Annotated in this window: 26 protein-coding genes; 25 read left to right on the top strand and 1 reads right to left on the bottom strand. The window is 49.9% G+C overall.

Going from position 1 to position 22830, the window contains the following annotated elements; translation table 11 throughout:
• Window positions 1-159: 159 nt before the first annotated feature.
• From hisC to A7K91_RS14330, 17 genes are all read left to right on the top strand, one after another.
• Window positions 160-1260: a histidinol-phosphate transaminase gene (gene hisC / locus A7K91_RS14415; protein WP_068683887.1), complete on the top strand. Its 1101-nt coding sequence runs from the start codon at window positions 160-162 to the stop codon at window positions 1258-1260.
• Between the two features lies 1 nt (window position 1261).
• Window positions 1262-2353, top strand: coding sequence for a prephenate dehydrogenase (locus A7K91_RS14410; RefSeq protein WP_068683886.1), 1092 nt, complete (start codon window positions 1262-1264; stop codon window positions 2351-2353).
• Window positions 2354-2843: 490 nt separating this feature from the next.
• Window positions 2844-3437, top strand: a complete 594-nt coding sequence (locus tag A7K91_RS14405; RefSeq protein WP_068683884.1) for an RNA polymerase sigma factor — start codon at window positions 2844-2846, stop codon at window positions 3435-3437.
• Window positions 3434-4042 (top strand): anti-sigma factor family protein, encoded by a 609-nt coding sequence (locus A7K91_RS14400; RefSeq protein ID WP_156739563.1) that lies wholly within the window; start codon window positions 3434-3436, stop codon window positions 4040-4042. The genes A7K91_RS14405 and A7K91_RS14400 overlap by 4 nt, the downstream gene beginning before the upstream one ends.
• A 15-nt stretch (window positions 4043-4057) precedes the next feature.
• Complete coding sequence (locus tag A7K91_RS14395) at window positions 4058-4636, top strand: histidine phosphatase family protein (RefSeq protein WP_068683882.1); 579 nt, start codon at window positions 4058-4060, stop codon at window positions 4634-4636.
• Window positions 4637-4961: 325 nt separating this feature from the next.
• Window positions 4962-5693: an ABC transporter ATP-binding protein gene (locus A7K91_RS14390; RefSeq protein WP_068684471.1), complete on the top strand. Its 732-nt coding sequence runs from the start codon at window positions 4962-4964 to the stop codon at window positions 5691-5693.
• Entirely contained in the window at window positions 5690-7027 is a 1338-nt protein-coding gene (locus A7K91_RS14385) for an ABC transporter permease (RefSeq protein WP_068683881.1), read from the top strand. The genes A7K91_RS14390 and A7K91_RS14385 overlap by 4 nt, the downstream gene beginning before the upstream one ends.
• 62 nt (window positions 7028-7089) lie before the next feature.
• The gene (locus A7K91_RS14380; protein WP_068683879.1) at window positions 7090-8172 is read left to right on the top strand and encodes an efflux RND transporter periplasmic adaptor subunit; all 1083 of its coding nucleotides are present in this window, start codon (window positions 7090-7092) and stop codon (window positions 8170-8172) included.
• Window positions 8173-8447: 275 nt separating this feature from the next.
• The gene (locus A7K91_RS14370; RefSeq protein WP_342671737.1) at window positions 8448-9614 is read left to right on the top strand and encodes a hypothetical protein; all 1167 of its coding nucleotides are present in this window, start codon (window positions 8448-8450) and stop codon (window positions 9612-9614) included.
• A gap of 55 nt (window positions 9615-9669) precedes the next feature.
• A complete protein-coding gene (locus A7K91_RS14365) occupies window positions 9670-10176 on the top strand; it encodes a gamma carbonic anhydrase family protein (RefSeq protein ID WP_068683866.1) in 507 nt (168 codons plus the stop codon).
• Window positions 10177-10198: 22 nt separating this feature from the next.
• Window positions 10199-10381 carry an IDEAL domain-containing protein gene (locus A7K91_RS14360; RefSeq protein ID WP_068683864.1) on the top strand — a complete coding sequence of 61 codons (183 nt, stop codon included), beginning with the start codon at window positions 10199-10201 and terminating at the stop codon, window positions 10379-10381.
• 129 nt (window positions 10382-10510) lie between these two features.
• Entirely contained in the window at window positions 10511-10927 is a 417-nt protein-coding gene (locus tag A7K91_RS14355; protein WP_068683862.1) for a DUF2487 family protein, read from the top strand.
• Between the two features lie 237 nt (window positions 10928-11164).
• Entirely contained in the window at window positions 11165-11695 is a 531-nt protein-coding gene (locus A7K91_RS14350) for a Rieske 2Fe-2S domain-containing protein (RefSeq protein WP_068683860.1), read from the top strand.
• A gap of 17 nt (window positions 11696-11712) precedes the next feature.
• The gene (gene qcrB / locus A7K91_RS14345; RefSeq protein ID WP_068683858.1) at window positions 11713-12384 is read left to right on the top strand and encodes a menaquinol-cytochrome c reductase cytochrome b subunit; all 672 of its coding nucleotides are present in this window, start codon (window positions 11713-11715) and stop codon (window positions 12382-12384) included.
• Between the two features lie 43 nt (window positions 12385-12427).
• The gene (locus A7K91_RS14340) at window positions 12428-13282 is read left to right on the top strand and encodes a menaquinol-cytochrome c reductase cytochrome b/c subunit (RefSeq protein WP_068683856.1); all 855 of its coding nucleotides are present in this window, start codon (window positions 12428-12430) and stop codon (window positions 13280-13282) included.
• A gap of 107 nt (window positions 13283-13389) precedes the next feature.
• Entirely contained in the window at window positions 13390-14028 is a 639-nt protein-coding gene (locus A7K91_RS14335; protein WP_068683854.1) for a DUF1405 domain-containing protein, read from the top strand.
• Between the two features lie 45 nt (window positions 14029-14073).
• Entirely contained in the window at window positions 14074-14955 is an 882-nt protein-coding gene (locus A7K91_RS14330) for a sporulation protein YpjB (RefSeq protein ID WP_068683852.1), read from the top strand.
• Window positions 14956-14983: 28 nt separating this feature from the next.
• Here the strand turns inward: A7K91_RS14330 and A7K91_RS14325 are convergent, their stop codons facing one another.
• Entirely contained in the window at window positions 14984-15847 is an 864-nt protein-coding gene (locus A7K91_RS14325; RefSeq protein ID WP_068683850.1) for a YitT family protein, read from the bottom strand.
• A gap of 251 nt (window positions 15848-16098) precedes the next feature.
• On the opposite strand from A7K91_RS14325, the gene A7K91_RS14320 reads away from it, so the two are divergent.
• The 8 genes from A7K91_RS14320 (at window position 16099) to A7K91_RS14285 (ending at window position 22465) form a co-directional block, all read left to right on the top strand.
• Window positions 16099-16434 (top strand): nucleotide pyrophosphohydrolase, encoded by a 336-nt coding sequence (locus A7K91_RS14320; RefSeq protein WP_068683849.1) that lies wholly within the window; start codon window positions 16099-16101, stop codon window positions 16432-16434.
• 52 nt (window positions 16435-16486) lie between these two features.
• Window positions 16487-17029, top strand: a complete 543-nt coding sequence (locus A7K91_RS14315) for a tetratricopeptide repeat protein (RefSeq protein ID WP_068683848.1) — start codon at window positions 16487-16489, stop codon at window positions 17027-17029.
• A gap of 6 nt (window positions 17030-17035) precedes the next feature.
• Complete coding sequence (gene dapB / locus A7K91_RS14310) at window positions 17036-17842, top strand: 4-hydroxy-tetrahydrodipicolinate reductase (RefSeq protein WP_281198629.1); 807 nt, start codon at window positions 17036-17038, stop codon at window positions 17840-17842.
• Window positions 17843-17892: 50 nt separating this feature from the next.
• A complete protein-coding gene (locus tag A7K91_RS14305) occupies window positions 17893-18312 on the top strand; it encodes a methylglyoxal synthase (RefSeq protein ID WP_068683844.1) in 420 nt (139 codons plus the stop codon).
• A gap of 5 nt (window positions 18313-18317) precedes the next feature.
• Entirely contained in the window at window positions 18318-19010 is a 693-nt protein-coding gene (gene bshB1 / locus A7K91_RS14300; protein ID WP_068683842.1) for a bacillithiol biosynthesis deacetylase BshB1, read from the top strand.
• A 62-nt stretch (window positions 19011-19072) separates the two neighbouring features.
• On the top strand, window positions 19073-20239 hold the full coding sequence (gene bshA / locus A7K91_RS14295; protein WP_068683840.1) for an N-acetyl-alpha-D-glucosaminyl L-malate synthase BshA: 1167 nt from the start codon (window positions 19073-19075) through the stop codon (window positions 20237-20239).
• Window positions 20224-21498: a CCA tRNA nucleotidyltransferase gene (locus A7K91_RS14290; protein WP_156739561.1), complete on the top strand. Its 1275-nt coding sequence runs from the start codon at window positions 20224-20226 to the stop codon at window positions 21496-21498. The genes bshA and A7K91_RS14290 overlap by 16 nt, the downstream gene beginning before the upstream one ends.
• Window positions 21485-22465 carry a biotin--[acetyl-CoA-carboxylase] ligase gene (locus A7K91_RS14285; protein WP_068683836.1) on the top strand — a complete coding sequence of 327 codons (981 nt, stop codon included), beginning with the start codon at window positions 21485-21487 and terminating at the stop codon, window positions 22463-22465. Before A7K91_RS14290 ends, A7K91_RS14285 begins: the two co-directional genes overlap by 14 nt.
• Window positions 22466-22830: the final 365 nt, after the last annotated feature.

The raw sequence follows: 22830 nt of genomic DNA, 5'->3' as shown, positions 1-22830 counted from the left end.
AGAGAGCTGCAAGCCCGGCTTATGCCTAGCAGGGGGTGCAGCTCTCTTTTTTTGTTTACTCTTGTTTTTGCTTGTTTTATACTTTAAATCGTGAAAGAGATATGAGACAATGGGGAATAGTTGATTTGCCGACTAAAAAGTTGAAGAGGTGAACGGCGCATGCAGCCTAAAAGCAATATTGTCCACTTGCCAGTCTACCAGCCGGGCAAGCCGATTGAAGATGTAAAGCGCGAGCTGGGATTAACAGAAGTGATCAAGCTGGCCTCCAATGAAAATCCGCTAGGCTCCTCCGCGCTGGCGAGAGAAGCAGCGATTCAGGAGCTGTCCAGATCCAACATATATCCCGATGGAGCAAGCGTATCTCTGACCTCTGCCTTGGCGGAGCATCTGGGCGTAGCTGCAAACCAGATTATATTTGGGACGGGCTCCAGTGAAGTTATTTTGATGATAGCCCGGGCGTTTCTGGCTCCTGGCGATGAAACCATTATGGCCGACGAAACCTTTTCCCAATACAGGCATAACGCCGAGGTCGAAAATGCCGCCATTATTACTGTGCCGCTAATTGACGGCAAGCATGATCTGACGGAGATGCTCGCCCGCGTAACCGACCGGACTAAAGTGATATGGATCTGCAACCCCAACAACCCCACCGGCACCATCGTAAGCCATGATGAGCTGGTTGCTTTTCTTACAGCGGTGCCGAAGCATGTCATGGTTGTGCTGGACGAGGCTTACGGCGAATTTGTCGACGATCCTTCGTACAGCGACGGAGTGAAGCTTCTGCCTCATTACCCTAATCTGGTGATTCTGCGGACCTTTTCCAAAGCATATGGACTGGCCGCGCTCCGCATCGGCTATGGCGTAGGACATTCTGATGTCGTTCGCTCTATCAATCAGGTAAGGGAACCCTTTAATACGACGCGGATGTCACAAGCCGCTGCCGAAGCTGCGCTTCGCGACGATGCGTTTGTGGCAAGCAGCCGACAGAAGAACCTGGAGGGTCTCGCCTATATGCGGGAGCAGTTTGACAGGCTCGGATTGACCTATTTCCCTGCGCATGGCAACTTTATTATGTTTGACGCCAAGCGTCCTTCAGGGGAAGTGTTTGGAGGCTTGCTCAAACGAGGCATTATTGTTCGTTCGGGCTGGGCAAAGTATCCGAACCATGTGCGCGTATCAGTAGGCACTCCGGAGGAAAACGCCAAGTTTATCGCGGCTCTGGAGCAAGTCATTCAGGAAGCGGCGGTGCAGAGAAACTAATATGATAAAAGTATCTATATTTGGCGTCGGCCTGATCGGCGGCTCCATCGCACTGTGCTTGAAGGGAAAACCGGGGATTAAGGTTACGGGATATTCGCACCGTGCCTCCTCCGTTGAAAAATATGTGCAAAGGGGGGTTGTTGACGAAGGCACTACTTCTATCGAAGAGGCGGTTGCCGGAGCGGATTTTATTTTCCTGTGCATGCCGGTGGGCAATTTGGCGGAATATCTGGACAAAATTAGCGCATATCCGTTAAAGCCGGGCTGCATCATTACGGATGTGGGCAGCACCAAAGCCTCCGTCGCAGCTTATGCCCGTTCTCTGAATTTGGGGGAAGCCTGCTTTATCGGAGGCCATCCCATGGCTGGTTCCGAACGCTCTGGCGTGGAGGCGGCATCCTATCATTTGCTGGAAAATGCCTTTTATGTGCTGACGCCGGAAAAGTCAACTTCCCCCGAGGCATTGAACCGGCTGAAGGAGCTGCTTTCGCATACAAGAGCCAACATTGTAACGCTTGATGCAGACTCTCACGATAATGTCGTAGGCGCAATCAGCCATTTGCCGCATATCATTGCGGTGGCGCTGGTCAATCAAATCAAGGGCTACAACGACAGCAACGGCGTCTATGAAAATCTGGCGGCCGGAGGCTTCCGCGACATTACCCGGATCGCTTCGGGCGATCCGCCGCTTTGGCGCGATATATTGCTGGATAACCGCGATGTGCTGTTGCGTCTGCTGCGCGACTGGAATACGGAAATGGCGAAGTTTGCGAATCAGCTGGAGGCGATGGACGGCGAAGCGGTGGAGCAGGCTTTCCGTGAAGCCGGAGAGTTCCGCAGCCGGATGCCGGAGAGGCGCAAGGGCATGATTCATTCCGTCTACGATTGTTATATGGATGTGCCGGATCATCCCGGGATCATCGGACGTATTGCCACGGAGCTTGGCAATAGCGGGATCAATCTCAGCAATTTGCAAATTATCGAAAGCAGGGAAGACGTGCCTGGTACTTTGCGGCTTTCGTTCCGCAGCCAGGAGCAGCTGGACCTGGCGATTGCCTTGCTCGGCGATCGAGGTTATGACGTTCATCAATAAAATGTTTTTGTCTGGAAACAAAATCAGCAAAACAGAAATCGGCCTTGATTTCAACGGAGATGGGGGGCGGAGCAAGGGATTTTTGAGCAAACACATATTTCTGTGCAAATCTCTTCTTCCCCTCCAAAGCGCTTTTATTTTTTCTTAATAAAAAATGAAAACGCTTATTGACAATTTGGAAGCGTATACATATAATAAAAGTACAGTATGGTTTCTCTCCACTCCTATCCAATAACTGTATCGTTCGGCATGAACGATGACCACTCCTCGGAGTGGTTTTTTTTTGTTCAAAGGGGTTATTAGAATAATTTCATGACTTCTGGAGGGTACAAATGTCGAATGAAGCAGGAATTTGCTTACGGAACACGAATAGTTAACCTACCCGTATGAATTGGGTTTTTGATGGAATGACCGCAACTTTTTGAATCCGGGCAGGTACAATGTATCGAGAGGTCCGGGAATATTCTGCAGGTGAGGAGGTTCGCCTGTCATGACGGATTCCCAGTTAATACGCGAGATAAAGGATGGCAATGTCGAACTGTACTCCGAGCTGATGCGGCGTTACCAGCGAAAAATCATGGCCTTTATCTTTCATATGTTGAAAAGCGCAAAGCTTGAGCTGCTGGCTGAGGATTTGTGCTCGGAAACCTTTTATAAAGCCTATCGCAGTCTTCATTCTTTCAGGGAAATGGATGCTTCTTTTTCGACCTGGCTCTATACGATTGCCCGCAATACCGTATTAAGCGAGCTCAGGAAGCAGAAATCGGCCAATGTATCGCTGGATGAGGCCGGTTACGAGCCTGCTGCTCCGATGGAAGCTACTCCGGAACAAAGCTTGCTGCGGAATGAACGGGTGGATATGGTGCGCGATGCCATTAACAACTTGCCGGAGAAGCAGCGTTCGGCGCTTATACTTCGGGAATACGAACAACTAGATTATCAGGAGATCGCCAGCATTCTTGGGCAAACGGTCAGTTCGGTCAAGTCGCTGCTTTTTCGGGCCAGGGCCAGCGTCAAGTCGCAGCTGGAGCCTTATTTCGGGAATTCTCCCGCATCGGAGCCTTTTGAAAGGATGAATACATGATGAAATGTGTTGAGGTGCAAAACCGGTTTCCCCAGTACTGGGATATGGATGATGACAATGAAGAACGGATTGCGATAGAGGCCCATGTGCTGGATTGCCCTCACTGTTCCATTTTATTTCATGATTGGGAGGACACCGACGAAATGCTGGGCGAGCTGGCTAACGAACCGTCGTTTTTTGGACCGTCCGAACACATTAATCGTTCCGTTATGGACCGAATTTATGCGGAAGAGTCCTGGCTGATGCCGGTACCCAGCAAAAGCTATCAATTTTCCCGTTCATTCCGCCGAAATCTGGCTATCATCATTGCGGCATGCATGGCCATGTTTGCATGTGCGTTTTTTGTATTTGTTTTTGATTACCGCGACGCTACGCCGCAACAGGAAATCATGCAGTTAAGCGGCTTGATGGATACAGGCAATGTAACAGGCGACAATAGCATCATGGCGGCGGGCTTTTATGCCGAGGTTCCGGTTGCGAGCATCAGCGATCCCTTTGTGTTAAAAGTCGTTCCCGCTTTCCCGCAATATTACGTTGCTTTGTCGCTGCTGGGTCTTGTTATGGCACTTTTGACGCTGAATTGGCTTTCCCGAACAAGAAACTAGGAGTTGAACAATAGAGTGAAAATTGGTTTGGTCAGACATGGCTTGACAGACTGGAACGCGCGGGGCATCATACAAGGCCAAAGCGATATTCCTTTAAATGACGAAGGCAGGGAGCAGGCTGCCAGACTGGCTAAACGCCTTGCAGAGGAGTCGCGGCTCTGGGATGCCGTTGTGTCCAGCGATTTGCAACGGGCGCATGCTACGGCGAAGGTAATTGCTGACAAGCTGTCGATTCCGCTGCTTGAGCCGGATATGCGCTGGAGAGAGAGGCATTTTGGCGAAGCGGAAGGCACCACGCTGGCTCAGCGTGAGGCCAGATGGGGATTGGACTGGAAGCAGCGGGAGCTTGGCATTGAAAGCGACAAGGCCCTTAGAGAGCGCGGCCGGGAGGCTGTGCGGAAACTGGAGGAGCGCGAGAGCGGCAGAAATATTCTTGTTGTTTCCCATGGAAGCCTTATTGCCCAGATGCTGCTGGAATTGTGTGAAGGGCTTGAGGATATCAAGCTTGGCAATGTTTCCTACTCCATTCTTGAAAAACGGGTGAACGCCTGGCATCCGCTGCTGCATAACTGTACCAGGCATCTAAATGAATAAGCGGTAGGCTGACTAAAAAAAACGTAGACTAAGGTCGCGTTTTTTTTTCTGTAAAAATCTGATATGGTAAAAAGAGATTCGCAGATTCTTTTCAATATGTAAAAATAAGTAATAAGTGTTCTCGTTACGGCCTTATGCAGTAATTATGGGAAAAAATGAAACCTGTTACTGCTTTCTGCGTATGACAGAAGGCATATTTTTTTAGGGCCGGAGATATGGAGAGGGTGTTCGGAAAAAAGTACATTTATGTTTTTTTGCAGGGTTTTAAGCGGCTTTGTTCGTCTGTTTTTAGAAGAGAGATTGTGTGCATAAAGGAGTGGAGAAATTGCTTCGTGTAGAAGGCTTATCCCATGCATTCAAAAATGGAACTGAAAGTACGCTAGTTTTGCAGGAAATTAACTTTCACGTCCGCAAGGGCGAGATGTTTGCTTTACTTGGCAGCTCAGGCTCCGGGAAATCTACCTTGCTTAATTTGATGGCCGGGCTTATGAAACCGACGGAAGGACATATTTACATAGCGGATCATGATATTGTCAAGATGAGCGAAAATAAACTGGCTGAGTTCCGCAGGACGCATATCGGCTTTATTTTTCAGGCCTATGAGCTGCTTCCTAATTTGACGGTGCGAGAAAATATTGAATTGCCGCTAGTTTTTCAGTCGATCAAGCCGTCGCTGCGCAAGCAAAAGGCGTTGAAGCTGCTTGAGCAGGTAGGCATTCCCGAAAAGGCCGAATTGTTTCCGTCCCAATTGTCCGGCGGGCAGCAGCAACGTGTCAGTATAGCAAGATCGCTGATAACGGAGCCGTCCGTTATTTTTGCTGATGAACCTACGGGTAATCTGGATACAAAGACGGAAGAGGAAATTCTGGAAATTTTGAAACGGTTGAACCAGACAATGAATACGACATTTATTATCGTTACGCATGAACACGAGGTAGCTCAGCAAACCCAGCACATCCTTACATTGCGGGACGGTAAGCTGGAATCCTCGTTTAGGCCTAACCGTGAAAAGTCGGATGCTCCTGCGGAAACGCATGCAGAGGAGGTGCTGGCTTGAGAATAAGCGATTTGACAAGGTTGTCCTGGGATCAGGTCCGGCGCCGCAAGGTTGTTACCATGCTGTGCGCTGCGGGCTTGTCCATTGGCTGCGCCGCCATTATTCTTGCCATGAGCATTGGCGAATCGACACAAAAAATTGTGGAATCAGAGCTGAATGAATTTTTAAAGATGGATGAGATTACGGTCATGGCCGATAACGGTGGCGGCAGCGATGAAGCTAAAAAACGAGGCTTGATCACAGAGCAAAAGCTGGAAATTATGAGAAACCTGAAGCATGTGAAAGCCGTTGCCCCGTACCAGCCATTTGAGTATACGCAATATGCGACGGTTGACAACAAGCAGGGCAGCGCTAATATCATCGCGACTGACCTGAACAGTCTCGTAAGCTTTGGCTCAACCTTTATGCAAGGGCAGGCCGATGACGGCGATGTAACCGGGGTTGTGCTCAGCTATGGGGCGACAATGGGGCTTATTGATCCTGATGACAGGCAAAAGCTGTATGATGCGATGGACCGCAATCCGTATGATCCTTCTGTGCAGGAGCAATATCGAAATATGATGGTCGTGCCGACATCCATGTTTAATCAGCAAATTCAATTTACCAGTACAGATGAGAACGGCAAACAAAGGACAAGCTCGGCTTACCGTGTCATTGGCGTATTGAAAAAGCCAAAAGGGCAAAGCGATATGAACATTTCCTTTGACCGCACTATTTATGTGTCGATGGAAACGGCGGAGCTGCTTAAATCAGAGCTAAAGCCCTCCTCCGATGCCGCGGAAAGCACAGTTACGTTTAATTCCGTCAAAATCAAAGTAGACGCTGAAGAAAATGTCAAGCAGGTTGAAGAAAAGCTGAAGAAGCTGACGGTATCCACTCAAACGAATTTGCTGCAAAGGGAACAGCTGGAAGAGCAGTTTGCTGTTTTTAAAGCTATAGCAATCGGAGCGGGTGTCTTTATTCTTATTATTGCTTCCATTTCTATTATTGTTGCGATGACTATGTCCACCTACCAGCGCCGGAGGCAGATCGGCATTATGAAGGTTTTAGGAGCCAACCTGTCGCAGATCCGCAATATGTTTATTATTGAGGCTGCATTGCTCGGTTTGCTGGGAGGCCTGCTAGGCATTTTATTCTCTTATTGGATTGTTTGGAGCATCAACGCATTAATTCTTTCGTTGAATAATGGACAAACGGATATTTCTATTTTCATCCCATATTCCGCCATTCCGGTTGGTATGACTTTTGCCATCATGACAGGCATTTTATCCGGTATTTATCCAGCGGTCAGCGCTTCGAGAACGGATGCGTTAACAGCTATTAAGCGAGATTAATGATGCAATGGGCGTTTTGAGGAGCAGGAGGATATCAACTTGCAGAAAAGGGGAAAGGGAAAGTGAAGAAAAAAATAAAGTGGATAGTGATTGCTATTGTTTTGGCAGGAGTCAGTTTTTTTCTTTATTCGATATCAAAGCCGGCGCCTATCGCCGATCCTTCGTTGGAAATGGATGCCATCACCTTTCAGGTAACGAAGGAAACCTTGTCGCATACGGTTAAGGTTAAGGGGAAATCGTTGTATGAGCAAGAAACCTCCGTTTATTCGCCATTCAGCTCTAAAGTAACGGAATGGAAGGTTGAGGACGGACAGCAGGTTAATGCCGGCGATATCTTGTTCACACTGGATCAAACGGATCTAAATAATGCTATAACACAAGAAGAAGCGGAGCTTCGCCAATCGGCTCTTGAGGCGGAACTGCAGGGTTATCTCAAAACGATAGACGATGAGACGGCAGGTGCTGATCTGACCGAAGAAAGCCGCAAAAAAATGCTGGCTAATCGGGAAATTTCCCGTTTGACTACGGAATTGAACAATGTCAAAAAGTCGATTCAGCAAAAAGGCCTTGAGCAAAAGAAACAGCAGCTGAAGGAAGCGGCCTATCGCTCCCCTGCAACAGGGATTTTCCTGTTTGACGCTGCTTCGAAAAAAGCCCGGGTATTGGGCGATAATCAGTATGTCGGAAAAATCGTTGATTTAAGCAAGCTTGAGTTTGTAGCTCTTGTCGGAGAACAGGACGTATTCCGCATAAAGCCGGATATGAGTGTACAGGTTACGATGTCCGCGATGAAGGAAGTGCCTCTGACAGGCAAAGTAACCAAAGTATCCAAATTTGCTAAAACAGGAACCGACCAAAACTCGCTTAATCAGGCGGCCCAGTTCGAGGTCACGATTGCACTTGAGCCAAGCGAATATTTGATTGCGGGTTTGTCGCTTACCGGTGATATTGAAACAACGCGCAAAGAAGATGTGCTTACCTTGCCATCCATTTCCATCATGAAGGACACAACCTCGTCTTATGTTATGCTGGATAACGGATCGGGTCAATTCGAACGCAGGGATATTAAGACCGGTCTGGAAACCTCTGATAAAACCGAGGTGCTGGAAGGTTTGAAGGAAGGCGACTCCGTCGCTTTGCCATAATTTTCAATCATTGTGAAGCTCAACAGGCTTCCAAGCTACAGCCATCATATCGATCGCAAGCTCCCGGGACAATTGGACCGCCTGAGCTTGCGATTTTTTTGTTTTTGTATGACTGCAAGATAATAGGCCCCGCTTTTGCATGATTTCCGGGTATGAATTTTGCGAATTGTCCAATAATGGTACTAGAAGAGGTTGTTGCATTCCATGCAGGCAGCACGATAAAAACGCCGGTTCCTCCAAGTGATTGTTTACTGGGGTACATCAGAAAGGAGAGCATGATGAATTTATCGGATATGCTGGGATATGCGGATATTGGCCAACTAAGCCGGATAGCCGCCGTATACCGTTGCCAGTGCAATGGCAATTCAAAAAATGATTTGATTCAAGCTATTTTGTCAACTGTCAGCCGGCATGATGTATTTGACAGCCAGATTGATACAATGAAGCTGGATGAGCTGCGCTTTCTGAATTCGCTATTGTTTGAAAGCCGCGAATCATATAGTCTGGAAGATTTGATCGCCAGAGCCCAGCAGAGCCGCTTCGGGCTTGAAGGGGAAGCCAAGGCGCCGGAGAATGCTCCTTCCAAATCAAAACAGCGGAAAAAGAAGCAGCAGCCTGAGCCGCAGCCCTTCAGTCCGCGCGATATGATTGCCCGCTTCAAGCATCAGGGCTGGCTGTTTAACGGCTACAGCGGACCGAGCCGTTATATGTTCCAGGTGCCCGGCGATTTGAAGCATCGTTTCCGGGAAACGCTGCGCAGAAGATTTGCGGAAGCGCTGGTCTACAGCGACGAACCGCCTTTTTATAGGGATGAGCAGACGCTGCTTAAGGATGACATCCATTTGTTTTTACAATACGTGCAGCGTCATGAAATAGGGCTGATGCCGGACGGCTCCATGTATAAGCGCTTTGTTCAACAGGCGCTAGAGCATATGGCGATCCGGGAGGAGCTTCCTTCAAAGGGCGAGTGGAGATTCGGCTATGGCAGGCATTTCAATCATTATCCTGACCGCTTTTCTCTCCTGTATGATTATTGCATGTCCATAGGGGCATTGGAGGAGAGCGGAGGGCAATTGTCGTTAACGGAAGGTGGACGCGCCAGATTGGCGGACCCGCCGCGTAATGAGGATGAAAGGCTGTACCGGTATTGGCTCAAGCTTTATAAAACGCCGGTATCCAATCTGTTGTCTCTAGTCCATTGGATACAAGCGCTGGCGTCGGAATGGGTCACGGCCGAATCGCTCAAAAAAAATCTCCTTCCGTTCGTAAAGCCTTATTATTACGATAGCGCCGAAGCCGTGCTGGAGAGACGTGTCTGGACGATGATGCTACACCTCGGACTGCTGCGGATCGGTGAACATCCCGTTCATGGGACGGTGCTTAGGATGACGAGAGCCGGAAATGCGATCGTAAAGGGAGAAGGGCTTGCAGACCGACGTTGACAGGATGAGCAGGCACTGCTAGAATCACTCCCATATTGAGGGAGGAGAGTGGCTTATGCTGCTGCCGTTTAAAGGCATACATCCTGTAGTTGCAGAACATGTTTTTATAGCGGAAGGCGCCAAGATAATAGGCGATGTGCAAATTGGTGAAAAAAGCTCGGTATGGTTCAATGCGGTGCTGAGAGGCGATCTTGCCCCCATTATGATCGGACACAGCTGCAATATTCAGGACGGGACAGTGGGCCACGTCAATACGAACCAGCCGCTCATCGTAGAGGACGAGGTTTCGGTCGGCCATAGCGCCATCATTCATGGCTGCAGATTGGGCAAAGGCACATTAATCGGAATGGGGGCCATCGTACTTAACGGCGCCGATATTGGTGAATATGCTTTAATAGGAGCCGGTTCAATCGTTACAGAGAACAAAAAAATACCACCCTATACTCTATCGCTGGGTTCACCCGCCAAAGTCGTCAGGGAGCTGACAGAGGACGATTTGCTGCGAATGAAAAAAACGATGGAGGGTTATGTGACAAAAGGGGTGGAATTCAGGATCTCTTAGCGCCGGCGTGGAGGTGTATCCTATGGACAAAATGAAAATGACGTACGAAGCCATGTTGGGACTGGCAGCGGAGATGGTGCTTGATGATGCAGTCCTCCGGTTTCAGACAAACAGGCTTCAGCATGCTATCGACAATGCGCTTTCTGCTGGCGACGAGGATACGTTTCATCTTCTAGTCCGGCAGCTTAACGAACTTCAAACCTGACCAGGGGGCCTCCGTATGCGGGAAGAGCATTTCTTCTCTGGCATTCGGAGCCTTTCTTATGTAAAATGGAAAGGATTTTAAGGAGCGTGCATTTATATTAACTAATTATACATAGAAGGGGAAGTTATAATGAAATTCAGCGATATCAGCCTTTCTGACTGGGACGAGCTGCAGCCTTACCTGGATACATGCCTTTTGCCGGTGACGGGGTTAAACGGAACAGAAACGCCGCCGGAAGCAACTATGGCGCTGGAGAAGCTTCGCGATCTCCTGGATCTTATTGAAATTCCTTTTAAAGGAAGAGTCGTCACCTATCCTGCGTGCCATTACGCCCAGGATGAAGAACATTTGAACGAGGCATTGCGCCAATGGATTCATTCGCTGCGCCAAACGGGCTTTAAATATGTCGTGCTTGCCGCTGCCAGCGCAAGCCTTGCTCTGGAGCACTGCGGAGCAGATGCCGTTATCTCCCCAAACAGCGATGACGAGCTTCCTGCGCAGGGGGAGGTCTCTATGATAATCCGGTCATTATGGAACGGGAAATAGTTTTCAATATGGAAATGTAAGTGCATAGTTTTGGGCTATTATGGGCAAAACAAGCTTTAGCAACATCTAATTGTGACAAAGTATTAACAAATCATTGAACAAGTTTGCGTATTTGACACAAAATTGTGACCAAATTATTGACGCTCCCTAACGCCTAAGCTATGATAAGTAATGTCTTGGTACCTGCCATGAAAGTAATTCGCGAGATATGGTTGGCAAAGGGGGTTAGAACAGAAAATGAGTAACCATGAACAGCATGAGTCGGCGCATCGGCCCGTTCAGAGAAAAGAAATGTCCCGGCGTCAATTTTTGTCCTATACGCTAGGAGGCACTACAGCTTTTATGATGGGCGGAGCGGTTTTGCCGATGGTTCGTTTTGCAGTTGACCCTCTTCTCGTGAAGAAGGGTGAAGGGACTTTCGTAAAGGTTGTTGAAGAGAGCAAGATTACAACAGAACCGCAAGAGTTCAAATTCAAAGTGCATCAGGTTGACGGGTGGTATGAAAGCGAGCCGGAGCTGGTCGCTTGGATTTCACGGGATGCCGAAGGCAAAATTTTTGCTTTGTCGCCGGTATGTAAGCATTTGGGCTGCACGATCTTCTGGAATACGAAAGGCCACAATGAATATGATTGTCCATGCCACGATGCCCGTTATACCCGAGACGGCAAAAACATTACGGTAGCCAGATTGCCGCTTGACGAATATGACGTCAAGGTTGATGACGGCATTGTTTATTTGGGGGCCATCAAGCCGAACACTAGAGTCTAAGGGGGGCGTATTTTCGGATGTTTAAAAACGTATACAACTGGATTGATGAACGTCTTGATATTACGCCGCTTTGGAGAGACGTGGCGGATCACGAGGTGCCGGAGCATGTCAATCCCGCGCATCACTTTTCCGCATTTGTGTATTGCTTTGGCGGTCTGACGTTTTTTATTACCGTAATTCAAATTTTGTCCGGCATGTTCCTGACCATGTATTATGTGCCTGATATCATCCACGCTTATGCAAGCGTTGACTTTTTGCAGCATCAGGTTGCATTTGGCCAGATTGTTCGGGGCATGCACCATTTTGGAGCAAGCCTTGTCATTGTTATGATGTTCCTACATACCCTGCGCGTTTTCTTCACGGGCTCGTATAAAGCTCCACGCGAAATGAACTGGGTAGTCGGAATGCTCATCTTCTTTATTATGTTAGGATTGGGCTTTACCGGCTACCTGCTGCCATGGGATAACAAAGCTTATTACGCGACCAAGGTAGGGGTTGAAATTGCCGCTTCCGTTCCTTACATCGGGCCTTACATCGCCGACTTCCTGTACGGCGGCGACATTGTAGGCGCGCAAACGCTAACGCGCTTCTTCGCGATTCACGTATTTTTCTTGCCTGGCGCGTTGATTGCCATGTTGGCTGCGCATTTCCTTATGATTCGGAAACAAGGCATCTCAGGACCTCTTTAAGCGGGACTTTTTGAACGTACTATAAGGGAGGGAGGGCTTACTTATGGCTCATGGTCATAAATCGAACGAAAAGGTTGTCTTTGTCGGCGACTCTCGCGTCAAAAAAGCCGGCATGTTTCAGACGCCGCCTGATTACACGGCATTTCCGGGAAAATCGGAAGCTTTTATCCCAAACTTCCTGTTAAAGGAATGGATGGTCGGCTGCGTGGTGCTGGTCGGGTTTCTCGTATGGGTTATTGCGGAGCCTGCTCCGCTAGGTTATCCTGCCGATCCCACTAACGCATCCTTTATTCCGATGCCGGACTGGTATTTTCTCTTTTTGTATCAATTCCTGAAATATCCATACGTTTCGCAGGATTACGTCCTGCTGGGCACGATGGGCATCCCGGGAATTATGTTTGGCGCCTTGATGCTGGCTCCGTTTCTTGACACTGGCAAGGAACGCCGCTTCTACCGCCGTCCCATAGCCTCGTCCCTGATGCTGCTAACGTTGGCGTCATGCGTATACCTTACCGTCGTTTCCTGGGATCATTACCAGCACATGCTGGCTGAGAACAACACAATCCCTGAGCATCACGAACGTGCGGACAAGGCAAGGGAAGCGATTGAAAGAGGAGAGCCGCGGCCTAATCCGCTCAAAAAAGCAGCGGCGATTATTGAAGCTGATGATCCAGCCATGTCCATTGCCCAAGCGCAATGCATCGGTTGCCATGCGGCAGACTTTAGCGGTGCTGTAGGACCTGCATTGATTGGCGTAGGCAATCGGATGACCCAGGAGGAAATCGCCGCCATCATTACCAACGGCAGCGAAAATGGGGCAATGCCGCATTTCAACGACAAGCTTTCCGCCGAAGAAATTGATCAGCTGGCTGTTTGGCTGGCGAAGCAAACCCAATAAGGATCAAAAAGGTCTGATTGTCATTTGACGATCAGCCTTTTTTTTCGCACAATAGAAAGTGCGGACAAACCGTTCGCTACATATGAACATGGAAGAGGTAACGAAGGATGAATCTTCGCTTTTTTTGGAGCAAGGACTTTTTGTTAAACCGGAATTTTTTGTGGATCTTGTTTACGGTTAACTTTTTGGGGACGATTTACGGATACATCTGGTATGAATATCAAATTCGGATGACCATTCAGGAAAAGCCGTTATGGATGCTGCCATTTGTGCCTGATTCTCCGACGGCTAGCCTATTTTTTACGCTGGCTTTATTATTTTTGCTGTTTCCGCCTCGTAAGGCTTCGGTTGTGACGAATGGATTTCGATTATTGATTGAAGGTCTTGCTGTTGCGTGCTCCTTCAAATACGGCATTTGGGCGGTTGCCATGATCTGGGCCGGCGCAGCTCAAGGGGATGTGTTGATTTGGAGCCATTATATGCTTATTGCTTCCCATCTGGGGATGGCGCTGGAGGCGCTGCTTTATTTCCGTTTTATGAAGGCTGGAGCGGTAAGTCTGGCTATAGCGCTTGGCTGGATGCTGCTGAACGATACAATGGATTATACCTTTGGCATTTTCCCAAGCCTGCCAAACGAGCTTCAGGATGATCTGACTGAAATTAAATGGTTTACAATGGCTCTTTCCGTCATCAGCTTTATTCTTCCTTTATGGATATGGAAAAAACGGTCCAAAACCGCATCATAAAGCCGGACATCCCCTCATAAGCTTCTATTATGGGGGGATGTCCACATGAAGGCCCGTTTTGCAGCTCCATTTCTATTATGTATTCTATTTACGCTGGCTTCGGTATGGTCGGTATGGATACGTCCGATTAATGCGGAGCATCTGGATCAAGCCGCCAGCGGTCATCATATCCAGCTTCAACGAATGAACGAGACGGCTGCCGCCCTTTACGCTGCTGCTGCATCCAATGAAAAGCACCTTGCTTACAATCGGCTTATGAAGCTGAAGCAGCAAACTGAGTCCGGCATGCTCAGAGGATTTGGCACAGAGGCGGGCTGGGAGGCGCTTGACAACGAAATGGCCGAGACGGAGGTTTTGCTGCTGTCCGGTTCTCCATCGCGCGACTGGAACGAAGGAGCGGCCCGCATAGCACTGGCTGTTGATGCAATATCCTCTGGCAGCGGCGGTTTGTGGCTTCAATACGACAAGCTGCTGGAGGATGATCTTGCGGCCATTCGTAAAGCCTGGAAGCGCAGCGCAGGCGATCCCGCTGCCGCTGCTCTTGCGCGTCTTAATCATTTCGAAGTTTATGCCAGCCGGATAGGACCTGCCGCGCTGATGGCCGGTTCCGCCCATGAGACGGAGCAGCTTATTCAAGGCATTAAGGAAGCCTCAGCGCTGCTTAAAGCCAAGATGGCGGCTCCCGATGATCATCAGCGACTCCAGCTGGCGATTGAAGCCGCTTTTTCCTCAATGGAAGCGTCGTCGTCGGCGATGTTTGAAGGGGAGGCATACCGCAGCGCCTTTAAGCCGATAGCTCAATCGTCAGGCGGACCTGATGTCACACAGTGGGTTTTATTTTTTGGAACAGTCATTGCCGCCGTTCTGACATGGACGGGCTGGAGGAAATACAAGCAAGATCCGTTTGGCGTGAAAACGCTGCATTAACGGGTAGCGTTTCGTCGCGCGGAAGCGCTCATTCCTCCTTGAAGCCTTCGCCCAGTACGTCATGGACGTCATTAATAACGATAAATGCATGGGGGTCGATTTTGCGTACAATGCCTTTCAGGCGCCGGGTTTCATAACGCCCGACTACGCAATAAACGACCTCTTTGTCCTGTCCCGAAAAAGCCCCCTTTGCCTGCATTAGCGTAACGCCTCTTTCCAGTTCCTGCGTTATTGCGGTTGCAATGGCCGCGCTATGATCAGAAATGATGGAGAAGGCTTTGGCGGAATAAGCGCCGTCCTGGATAAAGTCGATGAGCTTGGAGGCGACAAAAACAACAACGAGCGTATACAGCACCTTTTCCAGTGAAATATAGAACAGGGAAAGGCCAATAATGATAGCGTCAAAAAAAAGAATGATCTGCCCCATGCTGTACCCTCTTCTGCGTGAGAGGATGCGCGCGATAATATCAATCCCCCCTGTTGTCCCTCCGAACCGGAATACAATGCCAAGGCCTGCTCCCAGCGTTGCACCTGCATATAAAGCGATCAGCATATGATCCCCCGAGCTTTTGAAAGGCACAATCCATCCCAGCCGGATAAACCATTCTATCAGCGCTAGAAATCCAGACAAGGAAACCGTGCCCAGAATCGTATAAAGCATTTGAAATTTCCCAAGCGTCCTCCAGCCCAACAAAAATAGCGGAATGTTGAGAACCAGCGTCGTTATGGACAAAGGCCATCCCGCCGCATAATTTAGCAGCACTCCAATGCCCGTTACGCCGCCTTCCATCAGCTGGTTGGGAATGAGAAAGTAATGCAGGCCAAATGCATAAACGGCCGTGCCCAGCATAATCGGCACAATCATTTTCAGCTGTCCTATCCATCGTTTCATTCTTGTTGCAGCTCCTTTCTAATGTAGAGGTTCACTTCTTACATTAATTGAACAAATGTATTTCAGCAGTGTGGGCCGGCTTGTGAAGTTCTCCCGGTCACAATTGTTTCCGTAGGCCTGACGCAGCTATTCTTTTGTTGATTTTATATAGTATGGGCAATTAACGGGCCATGTAAAAAACATTGATTTTCATCAGAGCAATACGGTAACATAAGAATCGTATAGCTATATAGTGTGAAAGGGAGTCTCCTATGGCGGAAAAAACGATGTCCGATATACAGCGCGAGGTTGACGAATATATCTCGCAATTCAAGGAAGGCTATTTCAGCCCGTTAGCTTTAATGGCGCGTATGACCGAGGAGGTCGGTGAGCTGGCCCGCGAAATCAATCACTCCTATGGGGAAAAGCCCAAAAGAAGCGATGAAGCTGATAATTCCATTGAGATGGAGCTTGGGGATATTCTGTTTATTTTATCATGCTTTGCCAACTCCTTGGGGATTGATCTAAGTCAGGCTCATGACAAGGTCATGAACAAATTCAATACCCGCGACGCTAATCGCTGGACGCGGAAAACCGGCGAACTGTAAGCAAGCCCCCTACATATGCTGTACCATAATCCTGTTACAGGAGGATGGGCAGATGGATGGGGAAAGTTGTGTCCGAAAAGCGTACGAGTATATATTAAACGGCGATTTTGAAGCGGCTATAGAATGGTTTGAGCAGGCGATTGCAGCGGACCCCGCCAATCCGTCCTTTTATCATAAATGCGCGGTATCCTGCGCTCGCAGCGGCAAATGGAGCAAAGCAAAGGTTTATGCCGATTATGCGGAAAAGCTGGAGCCGGACAATGAGGAATACCGCTACCATTCTGGAGTGATTCGGGCCAGGCTTCTGCTTGTGGAAGCAAATGGCCTGCTGTCCCATACGCCGCCCCTGTTAGGCGAAGCCGCTACGATGCTTCGTCAGGCGGTGACGCTGGATCCGCTGTACTTTGACGCTATTTATACGCTTGCGCTCGTTTGGCAGAGGGCAGGCGATTTGGAAGAAGCATATGTATGCGCGCGCGAGGCGCTTCGCCTCGATCCGCAGCATGCCGCTGCGAAGCGGCTGTTCGGCGATATTCGCCGCAAACGCAGGTTTAGAGCCATAACCTCAACATTCAGCAGAAAAAAGGACAGGTGATTAGAAGTGGCAGATCAACGTATAAAAGTAGCAGTTACCGGAGCAGGAGGAAGAATGGGCCGCGAGGTTATCAAAATGGTGCTGGAGGATGAAGCGCTGGAGCTTGTTGCTGCAGTTGATCCTTCAGCGGGTCCTGTTGATGCAGGCATATTCGCAGGAGGCAAACAAACCGGAGTTACGGTCAGCTCAACGCTGGAGGAAGCCTTGTCTTCAAGCCAAAGCGATGTGCTTGTCGATTTTACGGTGCCTCAGGCCGCTTACAACAATACAAGAACCGCCATTGAATACGGTGTTCGTCCCGTTATTGGCACGACGGGCTTTACGCCTGAGCAAATTACCGAGCTGGACGAGCTTTGCAAGCAAAAAGGAATTGGCGGACTAATCGCGCCGAATTTCTCCATCGGTGCAATCCTGATGATGAAATTTGCGGCTCAAGCCGCCAAATATATGCCGCATGTTGAAATTATTGAATATCATGGCGACCAAAAGCTGGATGCGCCATCCGGCACGTCGATCAAAACCGCCGAGCTGATTGCCGAAGCTAGACAAGAGCTGAAACAGGGCAATCCCGCCGAGGAAGAGCTGATCGAGGGAGCAAGGGGAGCTTATTATAACGGATTCCGCATACATAGCGTCAGACTTCCAGGGGTATTCGCCCAGCAGGAGGTTGTGTTCGGAGGACATGGGCAAACGTTAAAAATCCGCCATGATTCCTATGAACGCGCCGGCTATATGCCAGGGGTTAATGTTGCCGTCAAAAAGGTAATGACCTACAGCGGCCTGATCTACGGCTTTGAGCACATTATGGATTAAATGAAGGACTCATCCAAACCAAATCCGCTCCAGCTTGAGAGGAGAACATCATGTTGAAAATTGCATTTATTGCGCATGACCGTAAAAAAGAGGAAATCGTTAACTTTGTAACGGCATACGAAAACGTATTTATGCCTCATCAGCTTTATTCCACCGGCACAACCGGCACCCGCATCATGGAGCAGACGCAATTGAAGATTCACCGCTTTATGTCGGGGCCGCTTGGCGGAGATCAGCAAATCGGGGCAATGGTGGCCGAAAACGAAATGGATCTGATTATTTTCTTGCGCGATCCGCTGATGGCCCAGCCTCACGAGCCGGATATTATTGCGCTGCTTCGTCTTTGCGACGTTCAGGGCATACCGGTCGCAACTAACGTTGCAACGGCTGAATTGCTTGTTAAAGCGGTAGAACGCGGCGATTTTGCATGGCGCGAGCTTGTGCACAAGTACAAGCCGGGACTGGAGTAAGGACAATGGACAAGCTGGATATTCTCATTTTTGGAGCGCATGCCGACGATGCGGAGATTGGTATGGGCGGCACTATTGCCAAGCACGCTGAAGCCGGCTCCCGCGTTGGCGTATGCGATCTGACCGAAGCCGAGATGTCCTCCAATGGCACCGTGGAGCTGAGGCGGCAAGAAGCCGCCGCGGCCGCCGCGGTGCTTGGTTTATCGGCCCGCACCAACCTGGGGCTCCCTGATCGGGGACTGACGGGGAGTCCGGAACAGATTGAAGCCATTGTGCGTGAAATTCGGCGCTGGAGACCGCGTCTTGTTTTTGCTCCCTATTGGATCGATCGCCATCCCGATCATATTGCTTGCAGCAAGCTGGTTGAGGAAGCGGTTTTTAATGCCAAGCTGCGCAACTATTTGCCGGACATCCCTTCCGTTGGAGTTGAAGGGCTAATTTATTATTACATTAATGACATGGAACATCCGTCGGCTGTGGTAGACATCACCAGCCATTATGATAAAAAAACGAAATCGCTGGAGGCGTACGCCTCTCAATTTAATGTGAAGGCTACTGACAATAGCGTCGAAACGCCGCTTACCAACGGCTATTTGAAGCGAGTAGAGGCAAGAGATTATTTGCTGGGCCAGAGCAAGGGCTGGACCTATGCCGAAGGCTTTGCCATCAAATCACCGCTGTCCGTTTCATTATTTTGACAAAACGTACAGCCCATTCGGAATATACTATTCCATGCGACAAACGCGGAGGTGCAAAAAGCATGGCAAAAAAGCTGAAAATCGGCATTACATGTTATCCGACGCTTGGCGGCTCGGGCGTTGTTGCAACGGAGCTGGGCAAGCTGCTTGCGGAACGCGGACATGAAATTCATTTTATAACTCACAGCATTCCTTTCCGGCTTGGCCAGTTTCATAAAAATATATTTTTTCATGAAGTGGAAGTTAACGATTATTATGTGTTTCGTTACCCGCCATACGACCTTTCCCTTGCTAGCAAAATGGCTCAGGTTGTCAACATGCAAGGCCTCGACCTGCTGCATGTTCACTACGCTGTTCCGCATGCCGTCTGCGCTTATTTGGCCAAACAAATGGTAGGCGACAAGCTGAAGACGGTAACAACGCTGCACGGAACGGATATCACGGTGCTTGCACAGGATGAATCGCTGAAGGATCTCATCGCGCTGGCCATTAACCAGAGCGATGCCGTCACAGCGGTTTCACGCGATCTGATTCAAGAAACAAGACGACTTCTTGATATATCAAGGCCGATGGACCTGACCTATAATTTTGTGGACAAACGGGTCTACTATCCTCGCGAGGTGGCGAGTTTGCGCAGCGATTATGCCGCTCCTCATGAAAAAATACTGATGCACATTTCCAACTTCAGACCTGTCAAGCGGGTAAGCGACGTCATTGATATTTTCGACAGAGTGTCGAAGCGCCTTCCCGCCAAATTGCTGCTGGTAGGAGAAGGGCCGGAGCTATCCAAAATCCAGTGCAAGATCAAAGGACTGGGGCTGGAGGACAAGGTTCATTTTCTGGGCAAGCAGGAGGATGTGGCGCAGGTCATCTCTATGGCGGATGTATTGCTGCTCCCCTCCGAGAAGGAAAGCTTTGGGCTTGTTGCGCTGGAAGCGATGGCTTGCGGCGTTCCGACCATCGGCTCCAATGCGGGCGGCATCCCGGAGCTTGTTACGCATGGCGTAACCGGTTTTCTGTCCAGCATTGGCGATGTGGAGGAGATGGCGGACAATACGGAATTGCTGCTTACGGACGATCAGCTTCGGGCGCAGTTTAGGGAGGCCTGCCTCTACCGCGCGCATGAGGAGTTTTGCAATGACGGGATAACCGATCAATATGAGGCGATCTATTACCGCGTGCTGGGCATTGAAGCAGAGGCGGAGAAGGCGATGTGTCAATCCCAATGAAGACGGAGCTTAGCTCGGGAATGAAGACTGCGCTGCCGGTTTTGCTGACGTTGATTAAGCACGGGCATGAAGCGGTTTTTGTTGGCGGCGCCGTCAGGGACCTGATGCTGGGGCTGGAGGACAAGGATGTAGATATTGCCACCTCCGCTTTGCCGGAGCAAACAATGGCTTTATTCCCCAAATGCATAGGCACAGGCTTGCAGCATGGCACAGTTACCGTCATGGTGGAAGGCAACGGCTACGAGGTGACTACCTACCGTCAGGAATCCCCCTACGAGGATCACAGACGTCCGGGCAGCGTTCAGTTCATTGGCAATCTGGAAGGCGATTTGCTGCGGCGCGACTTTACCATAAACGCAATGGCGCTGGGAGCAGATGGAGAGCTTCATGATCCGTTTGGCGGGCTGGAGGATTTGAAAAACCGTCGCCTCCGATGCGTTGGCGATCCAGACGCGAGGCTGCAGGAGGACGCGCTACGGATGCTGCGCGGCGTTCGTTTTATCGGTACTTACGGACTTTCTCCGACGCTCTCCACCTGGAGGGCGCTGCGCCGGCATCGCGCCTTGCTGAGACATGTCGCCATGGAGCGCGTTCAGGCTGAGCTGGACAAAATGGTAGACGGACCTGCGCCTGAGCGCAGCTTGGCCTGGCTGAGCCTCAGCGGGCTGCTGAAGCATACACGGGAAGAGCTGAATCTGCCGGAGCCGATAGATTGCATTGACCTTTCATGGCTGGGTGAGCTGCCTGGCAAGGACAACCGCTATGCGGCTTTGTTTATCGCATGCGGTATGGATGGTGCCGCCGCTTTTTCATGCATGAGCAAGCTGCGTTTTTCAGGCAAACGGATGGATGCTGTCAGGAATCGTCTGGATATGCACGCTCGTTACCTGTTAGTGCCGGAGGAAGCCGACGAAGACTCGCTTTGGCGCAAAACTGTGCTGGAATACGGCAGGGAAGCGGCTGCCGAGTGGCTGGAGATGGCGCTGCTGCTGCCGGACGAGCTGGCTCCCGGCATAGCGGGCAAAGGCGGCGGCTATCGGCATGTCATGGAGAGCCTGCCCGTTTCTTCGGCTCGCGAGCTGAGCGTCAACGGCGCTGAGCTCGCGGAGGCGCTGGGGAAAAAGCCGGGACCCTGGACGCGTGAAATGCTGCTGCGTCTTTTGCATGCCGTCGCGGACGGCGAACTGCTCAATCACAAAGAGGTCCTGATTTCCCAAGGGATGAAATGGACAATGGAGAGTAATCATGAGCCAAAATGAATTGCTTGGGCTGTTTATTAAAAATGAGGGACAATATGTATCGGGGGCCCTTGCAAGCGAGGTGCTTGGGGTAAGCCGTACGGCCATATGGAAAAGCATCCGTAAGCTGGAGTCGGCGGGTTATGAATTCGAAGCCTCCACCAAGCTAGGTTATCGGCTGCTGTTTCAGCCGGACAAGCTTGACGAAAAAACCATTCAAAGCTTGTTGAAAACGGAATCCTTTGGCCTTCCCCTGCATTACCGGGACGAAATCGACTCCACTCAAAATGCAGTCAGGGAATTGGCGGAGGAAGGGGTCGCCGAAGGCGTTGTTGTTATAGCCGACATGCAGCAAGCGGGCCGGGGTCGTATGGGACGCTCATGGCTTGCGCCAAGAGGCAAAGGCATCTGGATGAGCCTGCTGCTCCGTCCTTTGGTGCCCATCCATTGCGCGCCGCAGCTAACCTTGCTCGCTGCTGTCGCTTTATGCCGGAGCCTGAGAAGGGAAACAGGACTCGACATCGGCATAAAATGGCCAAACGATCTATTGATTAATGGCAAAAAAATTAGCGGCATCCTGCTGGAATCTGCAGCGGAGGATGAACGGCTTAAATATATAATCGCGGGCATCGGCATCAGCGTAAATATGTCGCAAAGCGATTATCCCGAAGAGCTGCTGGAAAAAGCGACCTCGCTGCGGATAGCATCTGGAAACAGCTTTAACCGGGCGCAGCTGCTGACTGCTTTTTTACTGGAGTGGGAAACGCTCTACAAGCTGTATCTGGAAACAGGCTTTCAGAGCATTGCCGCCCTGTGGGAATCCTTGTCTGTTTCACTTGGCAAAAAAATGGAGCTTACAACGCCCCAAGGCAAGCTGATTGGCGTGCCCATAGGACTGGATGGGAGCGGCGCTATTATTGTAAAGCGGGATGATGGCGAGGTCGTTACTCTTTTTTCGGCGGAAATGGGCGAGCCTAGACAGGGGTAATCATATTTACGAATGCCGGTTGTTTTGGTAAACTGTAAGGGCAGGCGGTATTCTGAACGAAGCTGCACTGTCGCAATTAAACCAAAGCTTTTTGTCAAGGAATGAATGACGCATTCTGCTCTGAGCCGTAGGGACCGAGACAGAAGGAAGCATACCAGACAAACGTTTCCTTTTCTCTGTGGGAACCTTTTTAGCGGCGGCTAAAAGGTTTTTTTGTGTTTACACTACAAGGAGAGAATTCAAAAAGTCCGGTTTTCAGTACCGAGAAGATGGGATGAAGCTAGAAATGGAGTAGCGGAGCTTAGTGAAAGCTAAGTGAGCAACGGACATTTCGGCTGAATTCCATATTCGATGTCGACTATGCC

The sequence above is a fragment of the Paenibacillus oryzae genome, from assembly GCF_001675045.1.
GTDB classification, from domain to species: Bacteria; Bacillota; Bacilli; order Paenibacillales; family Paenibacillaceae; genus Pristimantibacillus; species Pristimantibacillus oryzae.
The sequence above is the reverse complement of the archived record's forward strand: the minus strand, read 5'-3'. Positions and strand labels throughout refer to the sequence as shown.

Bases quoted from the DNA above. Each gene is read 5' to 3' on its own strand.
- hisC (WP_068683887.1), top strand. From the start codon at position 160: ATGCAGCCTAAAAGCAATATTGTCCACTTGCCAGTCTACCAGCCGGGC.
- A7K91_RS14410 (WP_068683886.1), top strand. From the start codon at position 1,262: ATGATAAAAGTATCTATATTTGGCGTCGGCCTGATCGGCGGCTCCATC.
- A7K91_RS14405 (WP_068683884.1), top strand. From the start codon at position 2,844: ATGACGGATTCCCAGTTAATACGCGAGATAAAGGATGGCAATGTCGAA.
- A7K91_RS14400 (WP_156739563.1), top strand. From the start codon at position 3,434: ATGATGAAATGTGTTGAGGTGCAAAACCGGTTTCCCCAGTACTGGGAT.
- A7K91_RS14370 (WP_342671737.1), top strand. From the start codon at position 8,448: ATGATGAATTTATCGGATATGCTGGGATATGCGGATATTGGCCAACTA.
- A7K91_RS14365 (WP_068683866.1), top strand. From the start codon at position 9,670: ATGCTGCTGCCGTTTAAAGGCATACATCCTGTAGTTGCAGAACATGTT.
- A7K91_RS14360 (WP_068683864.1), top strand. From the start codon at position 10,199: ATGGACAAAATGAAAATGACGTACGAAGCCATGTTGGGACTGGCAGCG.
- A7K91_RS14355 (WP_068683862.1), top strand. From the start codon at position 10,511: ATGAAATTCAGCGATATCAGCCTTTCTGACTGGGACGAGCTGCAGCCT.
- A7K91_RS14350 (WP_068683860.1), top strand. From the start codon at position 11,165: ATGAGTAACCATGAACAGCATGAGTCGGCGCATCGGCCCGTTCAGAGA.
- qcrB (WP_068683858.1), top strand. From the start codon at position 11,713: ATGTTTAAAAACGTATACAACTGGATTGATGAACGTCTTGATATTACG.
- A7K91_RS14340 (WP_068683856.1), top strand. From the start codon at position 12,428: ATGGCTCATGGTCATAAATCGAACGAAAAGGTTGTCTTTGTCGGCGAC.
- A7K91_RS14335 (WP_068683854.1), top strand. From the start codon at position 13,390: ATGAATCTTCGCTTTTTTTGGAGCAAGGACTTTTTGTTAAACCGGAAT.
- A7K91_RS14330 (WP_068683852.1), top strand. From the start codon at position 14,074: ATGAAGGCCCGTTTTGCAGCTCCATTTCTATTATGTATTCTATTTACG.
- A7K91_RS14325 (WP_068683850.1), bottom strand. From the start codon at position 15,847: ATGAAACGATGGATAGGACAGCTGAAAATGATTGTGCCGATTATGCTG.
- A7K91_RS14320 (WP_068683849.1), top strand. From the start codon at position 16,099: ATGGCGGAAAAAACGATGTCCGATATACAGCGCGAGGTTGACGAATAT.
- A7K91_RS14315 (WP_068683848.1), top strand. From the start codon at position 16,487: ATGGATGGGGAAAGTTGTGTCCGAAAAGCGTACGAGTATATATTAAAC.
- A7K91_RS14305 (WP_068683844.1), top strand. From the start codon at position 17,893: ATGTTGAAAATTGCATTTATTGCGCATGACCGTAAAAAAGAGGAAATC.
- bshB1 (WP_068683842.1), top strand. From the start codon at position 18,318: ATGGACAAGCTGGATATTCTCATTTTTGGAGCGCATGCCGACGATGCG.
- bshA (WP_068683840.1), top strand. From the start codon at position 19,073: ATGGCAAAAAAGCTGAAAATCGGCATTACATGTTATCCGACGCTTGGC.
- A7K91_RS14285 (WP_068683836.1), top strand. From the start codon at position 21,485: ATGAGCCAAAATGAATTGCTTGGGCTGTTTATTAAAAATGAGGGACAA.